Source organism: Psychrobacter sp. I-STPA10 (assembly GCF_021012795.1).
GTDB lineage: Bacteria > Pseudomonadota > Gammaproteobacteria > Pseudomonadales > Moraxellaceae > Psychrobacter.
In genome coordinates this window covers 224,621-239,566 of sequence record NZ_VFYU01000018.1, presented here as the reverse complement: position 1 = coordinate 239,566, position 14,946 = coordinate 224,621, and the positions used below count along the sequence as shown (strand labels likewise).

Below are 14,946 nucleotides of genomic sequence, written 5' to 3'. Positions count from 1 at the left end.
TGTAGTGGTCAACTAAATTTAGACAACAGATAAGAGGTTTCGATTGAAGTAACGTTTCTCTTTCTCTAATGGGGTCAGATAATTGTTGAAAGTATGTGGTCTGATGGTTTGATAATAACCCCAAATATACTCATTAATAGCACACTTAGCTTCCTTAATATTCTCATAGCCAACCTTTGGCATCCATTCAGTCTTAAAACTTCTGAAGAATCTCTCAGTAGGAGCGTTATCCCAACAATTGCCACGGCGACTCATACTGTGAGTCATATCACTGCACTCACTCACATAGATAGAGAACTCAAGACTGGTATAATGACTCCCCTGATCGGAGTGGAACATTACCCCAGCAGGGTTTAATCTAGTGTGATAAGCCATCTTTAAAGCTGATCCAGTTAATAAGCTATTAGGTGAATCTGACACAGCAAAGCCTACAATGCGCCGAGCATATAAATCCAAAACGATTGCTAAGTAGCACCAGCCACCCTTGATACGGATATAAGTCACATCCCCAGTCCAAACTTGATTAGGTGCTATGGGACTAAATTTGCGCTCTAAGGTATTGTCATGAATCTTGTGACCCTCATCGCAGTGTTTGTACTTAGGTTGCTTAAGCTGTCTGCTGATAAGCCCCATACGCTTCATAAACTTACCTGCTTTATAACGAGACAACCTAACACCGTGTTGATGCCATAAGATAGCTGTGATAGTGCGCGTACCTGCTGAGCCATTAGAGTCATTAAATATCTGGCGAATTAACGCTTTAACCTTGATAGCTTCGATATCGATTGGCTTAATCTTAGTGCTGTAGTAGTAACTGCTTCTGACAATACCAAGTAAGTTACACAGTTGGCTTTTACTAATTTGTTTATCTTGCTCTGATAACTTAGTAATTAGCGATAGTCTTTCAGGTTGTCCAATGCTAGCAGAGCGGAAGCCTTTTTTAATATATCACGCTCCATCCGTAAGCGTTTATTCTCCTTACGTAGTTGCTGAAGTTCTCTTTGTTCATCAGTTAAAGCATTGCCTTTGACTGGTCCAATACCCTGCTGTTCTTGACGATACTTACGCACCCAGTTATCAAGCGTTGAGATACCAATGTTCAGAGAGTTGGCCACTTCTTTGATTTTACGGTTTTCGTCAATAACGGCACTAATGGCTTCAAGTTTGAATTCTCGGGTGAATTTGCTACGCTGTTTGGTCATACTAAGTTCCTTTTTTAAGTTAGTATAACCTCTTAGTTGCTGTCCAGTTTTATTATGACACTACACCAAGCATCTCATCTGCACTTTTCTCGTACCGAGGACAATATAATTGCAGGCTTAAGACGGGTGTGTATGATTACCCCTGTCATCATCTCAACAGTCAATCGTGTGCCAAGCTTATTAAAAATTAGCAGCTATCCGCCAGGCTCACCCCAAAAAGACTATGTATATGGTGGGATTGATTTGTTGATTACCGATGAGTCAGGACAAGCCACAGTGATGGGTGCATTGCCTTTAGCTGGCTTAACCAAACGCTTAGTTTCTGTGGGTGATGTTCTACAACTAGCACCTGTTATTGATACCCAATCAGAAGTGTCTGCCTTTGATGAATATTTGATTTGGTTAAAAAATGGTTATTCGCTACCACAGGTAACCAACTTCTTTAAACGGCAATTATCAGTCTCTGATGGTAGCTTTTTGCATGTCGTGCAAGCCGCTTCAAGTTTAAACTATCAAGGTAATGGCTTTATGCTACGTGGTCATTATCGTTGCTATCAAAACATTATTGAGTACTGCAATCAGTTGGTATATCAAAATAAATTATTTTATATACCACCATTGAACAAAGACCTTAAACATCAAGGCTTGCCAGCGATGGGCTATGTTGAATCAACCGGCACTTCAACAAAAGGAAGAGATAATACCTCTAAGCAAAACTTTGAAGAAGCTAAGATGATTGCGCAGTTGGTTGTCGATAACTATCACGCTTGGCAAACTCTATTGGCAGATAAAGCTCATAAACCACGACTGCAAGATATGGTTGCCATTGTGACTCCATTTAACAAGCAGCCAATCGTCATTAGACAGGCTCTAGTGGCGGCAAATGCTGAGCAAGGTTCGCCCATTCCCACGCAAGAGATAGCTGAGACGGTTATCAATACGATTCATACCTTGCAAGGGGCAGAAAAAGACATCATTATCTATTCTGGTGTCCAGTCTTATGATGACAGTGCTACCTTGTTTTTCGAAAACCAACCATATCTATTAAATGTTGCAGTTTCTCGTGCCAAAAAATCATTTATTGCCTTTTTATCACCTACTTTATATCGCCTACATGATGCTGAAATTGTCAATAATCCTCACTATCAATCGTCAAACTCTGTACATTATCTAGGCTGGTATATGGCTAACTTTGGGATGCGGCTTTTCCCAAACTACCTATTTATTGTCGAAGCACCAGGTAAACTGAAATCACTGCAAAAAATATTAAAAAGTGATTATATTTTGCATGCCACAGCGGGTGCTATTACTAATATAGATTTGGAAGATGCCTCATTAGAAACGGCAGGACAGCAGTTACGCCCCCAGTATCAGCTACTAGCGAATGGAGAAAAAACGCTTGATGTGATTATGACAGAAGGGCGACGAGTCAAAAAAATCTATTTAGCCACCGATGATGATAACGTTGGTGAAGTCATTGCTTGGCATTTGCAACATGCCACAAAGATAAGAGCGCCAGAGCTTGTTAATAAGATTGAGCGAGTGGCACTACGTGCGATAACCGAAGAAGGTGTGCAACAAGCTTTACAAAACCCAAGAAAGATAGACCAGTCTCGGGTATCTGCTGAAATAGCCCGCCAAATTATTGATCGCTGGCTGGCACAAAACATGATGCAAATATTATCAAACAACTTACCATATCAGCATACGGGCAAAAAAGGCATGGGACGTGTCAAAGCAGTGATATTAGACTTGATTGCACAGCATGAAGCGAGTGTCAAACAGCGTCAGTCAAATACCTTAAAAGTAAAGCTAACTGTCAATGGTCGTCAAGTGACTGGATACATACATGATGTGCCTAAACAGTATTTGCAAAAAGCAACAGAGGTCATTGGGAATTCAGGACAACCTATTCAAGCAATAAGTCAAAATTATCAATTGATCGATGTGCAAACCGAAGATATCACTTATGAGCCTTTTAATCGCTCAACCATGCAGATAATGTCACTGGCATGGCAACGCTATCGGATAAAACCAGCCACCACCATGCGGATATTACAACGCTTATATGAAGGGGATGTATAAGGAGAATATATGAAAAATAGCGCGCATGATGATATCTCAATCATCGACAACAATGCCCTTGAGTATATTAGTGATACGGATATGCGTAACATATATCAGTTGATTGCAGACATGCAGTTAAGCGAAGAGCTAGGTTGCGCACATTTAATGCAGCAAAAGCTACGACTTGAGTTAGAAATACCCCAAGACAAAACCAGTATGTTTGTTAATCTGCAAGGCAATATGACAATGACAGAGGGTTGGCTGGCTGGTCCATTGGCAGCTTTTTTTAATGGTACAGCATCTGACTTTCTGACACATGAAGATATTGATGCAATCAAAAATGGCGACTTTCAAATGCAAGTTGACTTGTGCGATGAGTCAGAAAACTTATCACTCACTGAGCTTTTGCATCATATGGATATCTTTGAGGTGGGTCGCCCATCAACCGCAGCGGCAATTATTGAAGATTTGATACAAAAAAGTGAGCTCATAGAGATATCCACAGAAGGGGATTGTATCAAAATGACCGCACAAGGGCATGAAGCATATCAAGTGCTGCAAACTCATTTGGCATCTGTGGCAAATGTAGAGTGGAACAGTTGGTTTGTATCGCAGCTTTCACAAATTGAAGCAGGTAAACGTACTGCTGACTCCCTTATTTTAGACGTGCTAAACACCTTGTATGGTAAGCAAGCGGTAGATGCTTTAAAACATCTAAGCTGGTCAGATCCTGATGTGCTATATGAGCCAGCAGAGCTAACCCAAAGTATTGGTAAAATAGCGATTAGCCGCAAACATGAGCAAACAGACCATCAGCATGATAGGCAAAGTAGGCAAAATCAGCCTCACCAAGACAGCGATGCTGCTAATAATAGTGAGTCATAAGTTATGGGTTATATTACCTATCCACGTACCAGTGGCTCAGGCAAAGATATTAAACGTGCTGAATATATTTTGTTGCTAATTGAGCAGCTACTACAAAAATTTAATCGGGGCGATTTAAATCTTATACTAAGCTTAATCTCTCTTATAGGATGGGCAAATTTACCAGCAGCACTGCGTGCCCGATTATTACAACTGCTGTATTATGACTTGTTTACAACAGTGACAAATCAGACGACTGATGATGGCAATCCAGACATAGACTTAATACAACCATTTACCAAATCACTGGTTGATACTGCCCTGCAACTGTCTGACTTATCTGGCTTGCCTGAACTACCATTAGCCCAACGTATCAATGCAATGCAGCAAGGATTGGTATCGTATAAACAGGTAACTTATGCGAGTGGTTATGAGCAGGAGATGTTGGTATTTGATAATGGCATTCACGCCATTTTAACCACCCGTGCTAGTAGCGAAAGATATATTAATAATACACAAAAAGAGATTAGAAGCGCAGCGAGACTCTATGATGCCCATACATTACAAGCAATAAAAAAAGCTCACAAAAAAGGCATGTTAGTCACTATTAATCTGCTTTCTAGTTATATTGTAAATCACCATGATGGTGACAGCTCGGAAGATTGTATAAGTTATAACTTTAAAAATATTAGCAAAGGCATGTTGCTGCATCGTGGCATTAGACATGCTGTATTAAACTCTATTGATCCTTATCTATATGTTAACTGTCAACAAAATACCCAGCCCATACTAGATGATAAAGCAGTCGGTTATAAACAGGCGTACATTGTCTGCTCTGCGTATTTTTTGCATAGATTAAAACAAATAAATCAAGTAGATAACAGTCAATCAAATGACTTTAAATCAAGGGACTTTAAATCAAATGACTTTAGTAATTGGAGCTTTTGGGTAGAAGATAGTCAGACACGAGGCACTGAATGTCGATTTTTGACTATTCAAATTACTAATATCGCACGGCAGTTTAAGGCACAAAATTATGAAGCAACGATATTAGAGTGGTTGGATAAAATTGAGATGGTTTTATTTGTTTTTTTCACCAAGGCTAGGATAAAGAGACAGGGCAACAATCAGTTAAGACAGCATAGTAAACAAGAAGCAAAACTCATCGCTGCTAGTATTCGACAAGAATTACAACAACATCTTATAAGTTTAGATATTCCTATGACAAGGACGCTAAGCAATCAATTAGCAAGGCTAGATATGCTAACAAAACTGCCAGATTTGCAAAGTACAGAAGATGGCTATGTTAACTTTTAAGGTAGTGTTGAAATGATGAATAATGACATTGATTACATAACTGTCAATAAGGTGCTATTTAAAGGAGGGGGACTGGTTTGCCTGCAAGCGTATGAAAACGATCAGAGCCTATATATGCCCTTATCTGCCATAAAAAGAATAACCTTGTATGATCAATACTCACACAAAGAGACGCTTTTAACGACAAATATTACTTTAACAGATATGACAGTCTCATCATTTGGTACTATTTGGGCTATTGATGTGTTGGGGCATTTGTATCGCGCAGGCTCTGGTGGTCTTAACGGTACTAATTTAGATGAAAATCTGGAAATACATACCTATGGTGCAAAGTGGTCACTTCAAGGTATTACTAAGCAAACACCTGTATGTATTATAGGCGAAAATGATGATTTATGGATTGCCACTCAAGAAGGTGGATTGATTCATTATGATGGTCAAAACTTTACCGCACATTCTGGTATAAAGTTACCTATCCGATTTAAACGGGTTAATGGTCACTATTTTTTGATGGGCTATGATCGTCAGCTTATGCAATATGTGGATGGAAAATGGCACACACTCAAGTTTGATGAATCTATTGCAGCAGATATACCTATCAATGATGTGACCTATGTTCATGGACATTTATTAGCAGTCTCTAATTTAGGTTTCATCTTGTATCAACAAGCTGATAACCTATTTTTTACCCTACTTGATACTAAAGCTATTCCTTGGTTTGGCTGCGATACCTTTCAAGACACAGTATATTTAGCTGCTGGTCAGGGCGGTGCTTATAAGCTATCCCTCGATGCTCGTAATGCTCTCAATACTGATAAGCCATCAATAGCTAGCTGTGATCTTATCTCAATTAAAAAAGGTCATTTTGTCGCTGTTACTGTACTAGATTATAAAGTGGTATTTTTACAGGCGCTCACAAAAACTGCCAATTTTGTCTGTCATAGTCCCTTTGATCAAAAACGCTGGTTTTTGGTGAAGACTTAATCAATATCTAACTAAATTGCTATGGAGATTAAATGTGTTGCAAACGGTGCTGACGCCTAAAGATAGTGCTTTTTTTCAATGGGGTTATACTGCCGATGAGTGTATTAAACAACTAGAGCAGTTAACCCATAGAATACAGAGTAGCCATAATCACCATAACCATTTATCCTTTATTAATGAGTGGGTTGCTTTATCACTAGAAACACAAGCCGTTGCCTATTATCAACAGGATTATAAAGCCGTAGCAAAATTGATAGATGCCATCGCCTCTGTCATTTTGTCATTAGATAGTAATCACTTACAAGACTATCCTTTGATGCTGCATACTGGGCTACGTGTGATATTATCGCAAGTCCATCAGATGGTAGATTCCAATCATATATTGGCACTCTATCGCTTGCTCCCCTCAATACCTTGTGCAAAAACCTTAGATATCTATATCATGTTTCAATGCCATTTTGGCTTTACTCATGTATTGAAGCGCTGGCGAGAAAACTTTGCTTATCATGTCAATGAAAATGAATGGTTAGATTATAATGCTCTACAGCTTGATGCTGGCATTGCGCTAATGAAAAACCCTGTGTATGTCGAACATGCAGTTATTGCTAAATTAGAACAGCAACTGCCAGAATATGTGCTGAGTATAGAGGATACGCCATTAGCAGCCGAATGGTTTCCTTGGCTAACATGGTTTATTAGTCAAAGATATGATGATGGTACAACTAACAAATAAGAGTCAGCTCAGATTTTTACGGCAAATTAACGACTAAAAAATGGGCAACCATGATGAAATGCTCACCTGATACTGCACTGCGTGATATCAATGATTTGATAGAAACACTATCTGATGTAGAAAATAACAAGGACAATTATAGCGTTGCTACACTAAACCAAATATTTCGCCCATTTCGATTAAGGCTTGGTTTGGTGTATCTATAAAATAGTTTGAGCTATCCGCCTTTTTTAATACCTCTTTATAAGCCAGTCCTAACAGCTAGCTATATTTAATCACTTCTTTGATAAACTCTAAAAAGGTTTTACCTGTTTTGGCTAAAATTTGGTCATAGCTATTATAATGATGCACCATATCTGCATCTTTACGATTGGTCACTAAAAAGAAGTGATTATCTCGTTTATAAGTCATAAATATAAAGTAATTGTCTTTATAATGATAATTTTCTGGCTCTTTACTCCATGTATTCTCTATAGTACGATCGATATAATTCACTTTTTCTATTAAACTCATTTTATTATAAAAAATAAAGTCATCACTTAGTAACCCACCAGATGACCGCCCCATATAGTGCATAAAGTCTTTAAGCTGTCCAGTAATCTGAATTTCATAAACATGTTCAAATGCTGATATTTCACTTAAGCTATAACCTTTGATTTGGGTGATATCATAATGGCGGTTAGGATGAATCTTGATTAATTCATTAATATAAGCCTGTTGTTTGTTTAAATAATCATCCACATATTCTGCACCAATATGGGTTGATTGTGGTAATAACTCTCCTCTATAGACACGTTCAGTATCCATAATAGTATAATCAGGGTATGGTTTACCTACATAGCTTTCTTGCAGTTCACGTTTGGTGTTATAACTACGATTCAAAATAATTTTTTTTAGGAAGTTAGTAAAGCTTAATCCTGTATTTTTTATGATATTTTTTTCTTCTGAATAATGATAGACATAATTTAGAAAAGTGTCTTGTTTTTTTAGGAAATAAATATTTGAGTCATCAATTATCGAAAAAATGAAAACATTTTGATATGAAAAGTCATAATTACTAATATGTAAAAGCTCATCTATATAAGAATTATATATTGTCATATTACCTTTAGGGCGTAAGTAATATAAAGATATTGTATCTCCTGCTAATAACCCACCCGAAGAGCGTCCCATACAGCGCATAAACTGTTTAAACTCTCCTTGAATACAAATGCTATAAAGTGCTTCTATCTGTTTGATTTCATCTTCACTATAGCCTTTTACCAGATCAGGTTGATACCATCTACCTTGGGCGACTTCTTCTATATAACTATGATTCATTAGGTTTCTCTTTTTTTTCTATAGGATATATAAATATAAAGCACTATTACCTTTCAAATAAAACTCATATTTATAAGAGGGTATTCTATGATATCTATTTTTCAAAAAAAGTAAGAGAATTATCAAAACCTACTCCAGATATATAAAATTCAAAACTCCTATCAGGATATAGTTTGTTTAAATGTAGCTCCCAATTGTTCTTAATTAACTCCGCTAAGTTTTTTATGGTTGAGGGTGAAGTATCATCGGAATTATTTAAAAAACATCAGCAATATTGCAAAGGTTAACTTGACCTTGAGCTATATGCTTTTCTTTACCTTTTGCTAACCATGAATCAAAAGTTTTATATAAAGTCTCTTCTCTTTTTTTGTTTTTACAAATAACTACACAGTTCTTATATATAATCGTTCTTGGTACTAATACTGTAATAAACAGCTCTATATCTTCTGGATATATTTCCCAACTTATATAATCAGAAACCTCATATTCTTAATACAGTTTTTCATAATTCTCCTTATTATTAATCCACTTCTCATCACACCAATTTGTTATATGTTTCATAATTACCTCTATTTATAAAATTGTGTTTCATCTGGATAATCTGGTCTTGGTACAGATTTTCTTGGAGTATTTGGACGCACAGCTCCTCTAGGATCAATGGTTCTATCATATTCTAAAACATGAGGCGTAGGTATAGAGATTCCATTTGCATTTTTGTGACTACTTCCTATTATATCAACACATTTCACAATTATCCCATCGGCATCATAGGTTGCATAACCAGTCATAGTACCATTATTACTTTTTTGCTATAAAATAGCATTGAGCTTTTGTCTTGTTAAGTATTTTTGTTACAAATTTACCCTAGTTTCATTTTATTGAGATATAAACAGCTGGGCTAAAACCCAGCCTATTTTTGCTATAAAGTCTACGGAATTATAAAATGATACCAGACTTAAGATTTGAAATGTTAACACACTCTGGTTATCCATTATTTTTAGAATAAATTATGGAGCTTCATAAAAAGTAACAACAGGATTGAAAGTTTCTCCTACAATTTTTACTACAAAATTTCTATCTGGATATTTTTTTATCAGATAATACTCCCAATTACTTTTTATTAATTGAGCAACACTCATTAGTGTGCCATCACTTGATTTATCAGATGTATTAAAGAACACTTCACTTATTACTAGTCTATTCATACTTTCTTGAGTCTCCATTATATTAGGCATATTTAATATACCACTATCAAAATTCTCACTTATTTCTTTTTCATAACATCCTTCTATATCTAATAAGATAATACCTCTATGCTCAAAAGTATTTGGTAAAAGGATTGTTGATATAATCTCTACATCTTCAGGATAAATTTCTAGACTAATATAGCTAGAAATATTAGTAGGCACATTGGAAAGAGAATTTTGTATCCAGTCTACCCACTTTTTAAACTTCCAGTTACTAATAATATTCATTGTTTTAGTCCTCTTTAATATACTGTAATCATCAGGTCTAGCTGCACATGGCTTAGTATTACCTTTTGGAGTATTTACTTTAATAGAACCATCAGGTAAAGTATTACGACCGTATTCAATAACATGTGGAGTAGGAACATCATAATGAGAGCCTCCTTGCATATCTACACGTTTTATAATCATATGAAGATATTGCATTTGCAATTTAGCTAGACAAAATGCTTAACCTATACTTGTTTTATTAGGTGAAAGAAGGAAGCGAAACTTTATAAACTTTCAATATCTTCATTATTTATGATTTTCTTAATTAGCTTATATACCATTTGATAGTAGATGATATATAATTGACAGTTTTTACAAAAAAATCTTACCAAACTTCAAATTTATTTTCTGAATGGATTTTTCTATCCAAACCTTAGTTTCTTTATTATTTATATTTATTTATTATTACTTTCTATATCTATAAAATTAGGTTCCTTTTCTTCATCAGAGAATGCAGTAGAAAGATAGTTGTTTTTATTTCCAGTCATATTCAATATGATATATTCATTTCCTTTTTTATAAAATTTCATTGCTATTCTCCCCAAGGATATCCTGAGAGTTTATGAGAGATAAAAAGTGATTAAATGTAGTAAAAAAATAATCTCCCTAATTCCTTGAAATTTATACAAAAAAAGCCCCAGTTGTTAAACTGGGGCTTTTAAAATCTTGGTAGGCGTAACTAGATTCGAACTAGCGACCTCCACCATGTCAAGGTGGCGCTCTAACCAACTGAGCTATACGCCTGTAGAGGTGAAGTATTCTAGCAAATTTTGCCAATATTGCAAGCATTTTTTATAAACTTAACCACAGCGTTGTAATAATTATTTGATTCTACTGATATATCAGTATAACCAAATAATTCATGACAGAATATACTTAGTCAAAAAGGGCAATGTCTCATACATAGCAAATTATTCGCTCAACCGTTATCTTATGCTTCGTATTATCAATGCAATCACTAATGTCATTGACACCCATATATATACAATGAATACCTTAAGATATGACATTAGTCACTTGTTTAAGCGGAGCTAACTGCCATGAGTACACCAACCAATACATTTCCTGATTCTACTGCATCTATCTATACCGATATATCGCCCTCTGCTACTTGTGGTACGGTGCATTTGGTTGGTGCAGGTTCAGGCGATCCTGAGCTACTAACGCTAAAAGCATTACGTGTCATGCAACGGGCTGATGTTGTGCTCTACGACAGCTTAGTCTCAGAAGATATTTTGGATATGTGTGCCCACAGAGCAGAAAAAATCTTTGTTGGCAAACGCAGAAATAACCATGCCGTTGCCCAAGAGGGTATCAATGAGCTATTAGTTAAACATGCATTGGCAGGTAAATGTGTGGTTAGGCTCAAAGGTGGCGATCCTTTTATCTTTGGACGTGGTGGTGAAGAGCTGCAAGAAGTCGCTCGTCATGGCATACATTTTGAATCGATTCCTGGTATCACTGCTGCCAGTGCCGCCGCCAGTCGTACTGCCATACCACTGACGCACCGAGACCATGCACAATCAGTACAGTTTGTCACTGCATGCAAAAAAGCAGGTGCACCCAATAATGACTATGGTGAGTTACTAGACGCTAACCAAACTGTGGTATTTTATATGGGGCTACACAGACTTGCTGAAATGACCCAAGGTCTAATAGAAGCTGGTCGAGATGCTGACACGCCATTTGCGATCATCAGTCATGCCAGCCTACCAACACAACAAATTCTAACAGGCACACTAGCAGACATTACAGAAAAACAAGCAACAGCACAGTTGCCTACGCCTGCCCTACTCATTATGGGTAGTGTGGTCAGTTTATATGATGAACTGGCAGCTTATAATCTAGCAAATCATACACTACATCCACAGACCCACACTCATAATCCATTGATAACGCCGCAAACAAGCACCACAGGTTGGCAAAAAGTTGTTGCCCCCTTCATGGAGACAGCATAAATCACGGTTGATAGCAACTGATAACCATTTATATATTATATAAACACCCTGCCGCCATCGGTATCATAAGCACTGATATCTACTTGATACACCTGACTTAAATTATCCGCAGACATCACTTGTGCAGGATCGCCTTGAGCGATGATTTTACCTTGATTAATTAGCACCACCTCATCACTATAACGATAAGCATGGGCTAAATCATGTAGCACCACAATGACACTTTTATTCTGCTGATGCACAAGCTGTTGTAAATAGCTAAGCAAATAGCGTTGGTGTCTAATATCTAAATGATTGGTTGGCTCATCAAGCATCAAAATTTGTGTCTCTTGCATCAAGGCTCGCACAATTGCTAACCGCTGCCGCTCACCACCTGATAGCGTTTGTACTCTTGCCTGCATCAGATTATCAAGCTCAAAGTCATGCAGCAACTGTCTTGCACGAGCAATGTGCTGTGCTTGTGGGTTTTGATACCATGCCAGATTTGGTGATACCCCAAGCAGCGCGTATTGCAAAGTATCTAATGGCAACTCAAACTGCTCATGTTGTCCCACCCAAGCGATTTTACCTTGACTAATCAGTGCATCATGACTGCCCATTGCGGTCTGTATATTTCCTGTCATCTGCAATCTGGCACTCATATTTTTATTAAGCAAACTATGTAATAACGTACTTTTACCTGCCCCATTTGGGCCAATAAATGCTGTCAAACGCTGCTTATAAATATCCAGACTTGTAATATCTAGCAAGGTTTTACTACTCGACTGCACCGTGATATCTGTCATACGAAACAACAACCCAGCCTGTTCACACACTGGCTGTTCTGATTGTAGACTAGAAGTTTGAGCAATATTGGACATAATAGAGTCTATAACATCAAAAAATGATAAAACATAATAGATAATAGTGGGGCAGTTGCCACCAAAATAACAACCAAACTAACGGCGAATATTTTGCATAAATAACCAAATAAAAAATGGCCCACCAAGCAAAGCCAACACAATACCAATCGGTACATCGACAGGATAAGCAACATGGCGAGCAGCACTATCCACCACCAGTAAAAATATCGCGCCAAGCCAGCCTGACCATATCATCAGCCGCATACGCCCACCACCAAACAATATTGCCAGCAAATTTGGAATCATCATCCCAATAAAGCCAATAATACCTGATAATGACACTGCCGCACCTGTTAGTAATGCTGAAGCAACCACCACCAATGTACGCACCACACCCACTTTAATACCCAAAGACATTGCCGCTGTCTCACCGAGCATCAAACCATCAAGCTTTCGTCCCAAAGGTAAAATCACCACTAAGCCGAGTAGCATACTACCTATGGCATAGCGTAATGGTACAAAACCTGCTTCTGCCATGCTACCTGCCAGCCAATTGGTCGCACTGCGTAGCACCATATCATCGGATAAAAACAAAATTAAACTGACCAATGCTCCACAAAAAGCACTGATAACAAACCCCAATATCAACAATCCCATTTGCCCACCACCCAAAAAGCGATGGCACACTAAAATAAACACACACACAATCAAACTGCCAATAAACGCTGCAAATGGCACCCCAATACCACCAATACCCAATGCCAAAACCAGCACCACGCCCAATGCTGCACCACCCGAGGTACCAATCAAACTTGGATCTGCCAGTGGGTTTTCAAATAATGCTTGCAGTGCAGCCCCACTTACCGACAATGCCATACCCACCAGTAATGCCGAGACAACTCGTGGATAGCGTAGCTGCCAAATGGTGTCATCAAGGCTTAGCGGGTTATTCCACTCACCAAAACCCACACCCAGACTGAGCCAAATAACCAGTAATGAAGCCATTGCAGCAATCACATAGCCAAGCGCATATTTTTTGATATGACTAGGTGGATTAGAAGCAATGACAAAGTGATTTTGCTCATCTTGAGGTTGTTTATTACAGGAAACATTTGCATTGCGTGATAAAGACATAACAGTCCACAGATTTTATTAAATTCTGCATATTAAATGCGAATCCAAGTGAGATTGTTTAGCTATAAATAGAAAAAATAATGCACTATTTTATATGTCCAAATAGTAATAGCCATGATGCCGTTATTTTGACAATTGATTTAAACGATTTACTATATCTGGAGATGTCAAACCATAACGCAAAAAGTCATTAACAGGCCAAAAGTAAATATTCTTATTTTTAGCAGCTTGAGTATCTTTAATTTCTGGACGTTGACTAAATTCAGCAACAGAACCGACAATAGGCTTGTTATGATCAGCAATGATGATGACATCTGGTGCAGCAGCAATCCAGCCTTCACGCGATAAAGGCTTTAGTCCTGATACGTTTGCAGCAGCATTGATACCCCCTGCACGTTTAATAAGCTCATCACCCACTGTGCCTTTACCTGCCACAATACGACCATCATAACTCAATAAATAGCGTGTACCTGTACTGGGTTTGGCTTGCATTTTGCCCAGCCAAGTACGTGACATGCGCTTCGCATGAATGGATTTGCCAACATAATTACCCACCAACTCAATACTTTTGGCATAAGTATTAATATCTTCTTTTGGTGCAACATTAACTGCCTTAATATTTAGCTTATTTAAGCGCGCATAAATACTGGCGGGTTGCACCATATAGCTACCAAGTACCAAATCTGGCTTGACAGCAATCACAGATTCGGCAGTGATATTTCGATGTGAGCCAACTTCTGGTACGGATGCCAAAGCAGGATTTTCATTGAAAGCATTTTTACCAACCACTTTATCTTGGCTGTTAAGTCCCACCAATATATCCGCCACATCAGGACTCAATGCCACAATACGATCATAGGCAGCAGATGCAGACACAGTACTTAGGCTAGTCAAAACCATCACCGCTGCACAAACTGCCGCTTTTTTAACCAAATGAACTGGTTTGAGTGACTGACGGGGTGGTATTGATTTTTCTTGTGTGACCATAAAAGTTATTGTCATATCATT

General features: G+C 37.8%; 15 protein-coding genes, 1 tRNA gene and 1 pseudogene. 7 read left to right on the top strand and 10 right to left on the bottom strand.

Translation table 11 applies throughout. The annotated features are described in order from the left end of the window. Positions 1-18: 18 nt before the first annotated feature. Both FHK89_RS09830 and FHK89_RS09825 read right to left on the bottom strand, forming a co-directional pair. Positions 19-861, bottom strand: a complete 843-nt coding sequence (locus FHK89_RS09830; protein WP_329958684.1) for an IS3 family transposase — start codon at positions 859-861, stop codon at positions 19-21. 29 nt (positions 862-890) lie between these two features. Next, the gene (locus FHK89_RS09825; RefSeq protein WP_230656861.1) at positions 891-1,202 is read right to left on the bottom strand and encodes a transposase; all 312 of its coding nucleotides are present in this window, start codon (positions 1,200-1,202) and stop codon (positions 891-893) included. Between the two features lie 54 nt (positions 1,203-1,256). Between FHK89_RS09825 and FHK89_RS09820 the strand changes: the two genes are divergently transcribed. From FHK89_RS09820 to FHK89_RS09795, 6 genes are read left to right on the top strand one after another with little or no spacing between them, the layout of a single operon-like run. After that, positions 1,257-3,287: an AAA domain-containing protein gene (locus FHK89_RS09820; RefSeq protein ID WP_230659506.1), complete on the top strand. Its 2,031-nt coding sequence runs from the start codon at positions 1,257-1,259 to the stop codon at positions 3,285-3,287. 9 nt (positions 3,288-3,296) lie between these two features. After that, on the top strand, positions 3,297-4,154 hold the full coding sequence (locus tag FHK89_RS09815; RefSeq protein WP_230659504.1) for a DNA topoisomerase: 858 nt from the start codon (positions 3,297-3,299) through the stop codon (positions 4,152-4,154). Positions 4,155-4,157: 3 nt separating this feature from the next. Then, positions 4,158-5,450: a hypothetical protein gene (locus FHK89_RS09810; protein WP_230659502.1), complete on the top strand. Its 1,293-nt coding sequence runs from the start codon at positions 4,158-4,160 to the stop codon at positions 5,448-5,450. 12 nt (positions 5,451-5,462) lie between these two features. Further along, entirely contained in the window at positions 5,463-6,434 is a 972-nt protein-coding gene (locus FHK89_RS09805) for a hypothetical protein (protein ID WP_230659500.1), read from the top strand. Between the two features lie 34 nt (positions 6,435-6,468). After that, positions 6,469-7,167, top strand: coding sequence for a hypothetical protein (locus tag FHK89_RS09800; RefSeq protein ID WP_230659499.1), 699 nt, complete (start codon positions 6,469-6,471; stop codon positions 7,165-7,167). Positions 7,168-7,217: 50 nt separating this feature from the next. Continuing rightward, a complete protein-coding gene (locus FHK89_RS09795; protein WP_230659497.1) occupies positions 7,218-7,373 on the top strand; it encodes a hypothetical protein in 156 nt (51 codons plus the stop codon). A 55-nt stretch (positions 7,374-7,428) separates the two neighbouring features. On the opposite strand, the gene FHK89_RS09790 is transcribed toward FHK89_RS09795, so the two are convergent. The 5 genes and pseudogenes from FHK89_RS09790 to FHK89_RS09775 all read right to left on the bottom strand — a co-directional run bounded on the left by FHK89_RS09790 (position 7,429) and on the right by FHK89_RS09775 (position 10,748). Next, the gene (locus FHK89_RS09790) at positions 7,429-8,487 is read right to left on the bottom strand and encodes a hypothetical protein (protein WP_230659495.1); all 1,059 of its coding nucleotides are present in this window, start codon (positions 8,485-8,487) and stop codon (positions 7,429-7,431) included. 569 nt (positions 8,488-9,056) lie between these two features. Continuing rightward, positions 9,057-9,278 (bottom strand): annotated as a pseudogene (locus FHK89_RS09785) (polymorphic toxin type 24 domain-containing protein); the annotation flags it as partial. A gap of 216 nt (positions 9,279-9,494) precedes the next feature. Further along, complete coding sequence (locus FHK89_RS09780) at positions 9,495-10,124, bottom strand: hypothetical protein (RefSeq protein WP_230659491.1); 630 nt, start codon at positions 10,122-10,124, stop codon at positions 9,495-9,497. A 275-nt stretch (positions 10,125-10,399) separates the two neighbouring features. After that, positions 10,400-10,534: a hypothetical protein gene (locus tag FHK89_RS14900; protein ID WP_268992955.1), complete on the bottom strand. Its 135-nt coding sequence runs from the start codon at positions 10,532-10,534 to the stop codon at positions 10,400-10,402. Between the two features lie 137 nt (positions 10,535-10,671). After that, positions 10,672-10,748: transfer RNA gene (locus FHK89_RS09775), tRNA-Val, on the bottom strand. 296 nt (positions 10,749-11,044) lie between these two features. On the opposite strand from FHK89_RS09775, the gene cobA reads away from it, so the two are divergent. Continuing rightward, entirely contained in the window at positions 11,045-11,962 is a 918-nt protein-coding gene (cobA, locus tag FHK89_RS09770) for a uroporphyrinogen-III C-methyltransferase (protein WP_230659489.1), read from the top strand. 35 nt (positions 11,963-11,997) lie between these two features. On the opposite strand, the gene FHK89_RS09765 is transcribed toward cobA, so the two are convergent. The 3 genes from FHK89_RS09765 to FHK89_RS09755 form a co-directional block, all read right to left on the bottom strand. Then, positions 11,998-12,822 (bottom strand): ABC transporter ATP-binding protein, encoded by an 825-nt coding sequence (locus tag FHK89_RS09765; RefSeq protein WP_230659487.1) that lies wholly within the window; start codon positions 12,820-12,822, stop codon positions 11,998-12,000. A gap of 78 nt (positions 12,823-12,900) precedes the next feature. After that, the gene (locus tag FHK89_RS09760) at positions 12,901-13,938 is read right to left on the bottom strand and encodes a FecCD family ABC transporter permease (RefSeq protein ID WP_230659485.1); all 1,038 of its coding nucleotides are present in this window, start codon (positions 13,936-13,938) and stop codon (positions 12,901-12,903) included. A gap of 123 nt (positions 13,939-14,061) precedes the next feature. Further along, positions 14,062-14,940 carry a heme/hemin ABC transporter substrate-binding protein gene (locus tag FHK89_RS09755; protein WP_230659483.1) on the bottom strand — a complete coding sequence of 293 codons (879 nt, stop codon included), beginning with the start codon at positions 14,938-14,940 and terminating at the stop codon, positions 14,062-14,064. Between the last annotated feature and the right edge of the window lie 6 nt (positions 14,941-14,946).

Bases quoted from the DNA above. Each gene is read 5' to 3' on its own strand.
- FHK89_RS09795 (WP_230659497.1), top strand. From the start codon at position 7,218: ATGATGAAATGCTCACCTGATACTGCACTGCGTGATATCAATGATTTG.
- FHK89_RS09805 (WP_230659500.1), top strand. From the start codon at position 5,463: ATGATGAATAATGACATTGATTACATAACTGTCAATAAGGTGCTATTT.
- cobA (WP_230659489.1), top strand. From the start codon at position 11,045: ATGAGTACACCAACCAATACATTTCCTGATTCTACTGCATCTATCTAT.
- FHK89_RS09810 (WP_230659502.1), top strand. From the start codon at position 4,158: ATGGGTTATATTACCTATCCACGTACCAGTGGCTCAGGCAAAGATATT.
- FHK89_RS09820 (WP_230659506.1), top strand. From the start codon at position 1,257: ATGACACTACACCAAGCATCTCATCTGCACTTTTCTCGTACCGAGGAC.
- FHK89_RS09825 (WP_230656861.1), bottom strand. From the start codon at position 1,202: ATGACCAAACAGCGTAGCAAATTCACCCGAGAATTCAAACTTGAAGCC.
- FHK89_RS09755 (WP_230659483.1), bottom strand. From the start codon at position 14,940: ATGACAATAACTTTTATGGTCACACAAGAAAAATCAATACCACCCCGT.
- FHK89_RS09790 (WP_230659495.1), bottom strand. From the start codon at position 8,487: ATGAATCATAGTTATATAGAAGAAGTCGCCCAAGGTAGATGGTATCAA.
- FHK89_RS14900 (WP_268992955.1), bottom strand. From the start codon at position 10,534: ATGAAATTTTATAAAAAAGGAAATGAATATATCATATTGAATATGACT.
- FHK89_RS09760 (WP_230659485.1), bottom strand. From the start codon at position 13,938: ATGTCTTTATCACGCAATGCAAATGTTTCCTGTAATAAACAACCTCAA.
- FHK89_RS09765 (WP_230659487.1), bottom strand. From the start codon at position 12,822: ATGTCCAATATTGCTCAAACTTCTAGTCTACAATCAGAACAGCCAGTG.
- FHK89_RS09815 (WP_230659504.1), top strand. From the start codon at position 3,297: ATGAAAAATAGCGCGCATGATGATATCTCAATCATCGACAACAATGCC.
- FHK89_RS09780 (WP_230659491.1), bottom strand. From the start codon at position 10,124: ATGCAAGGAGGCTCTCATTATGATGTTCCTACTCCACATGTTATTGAA.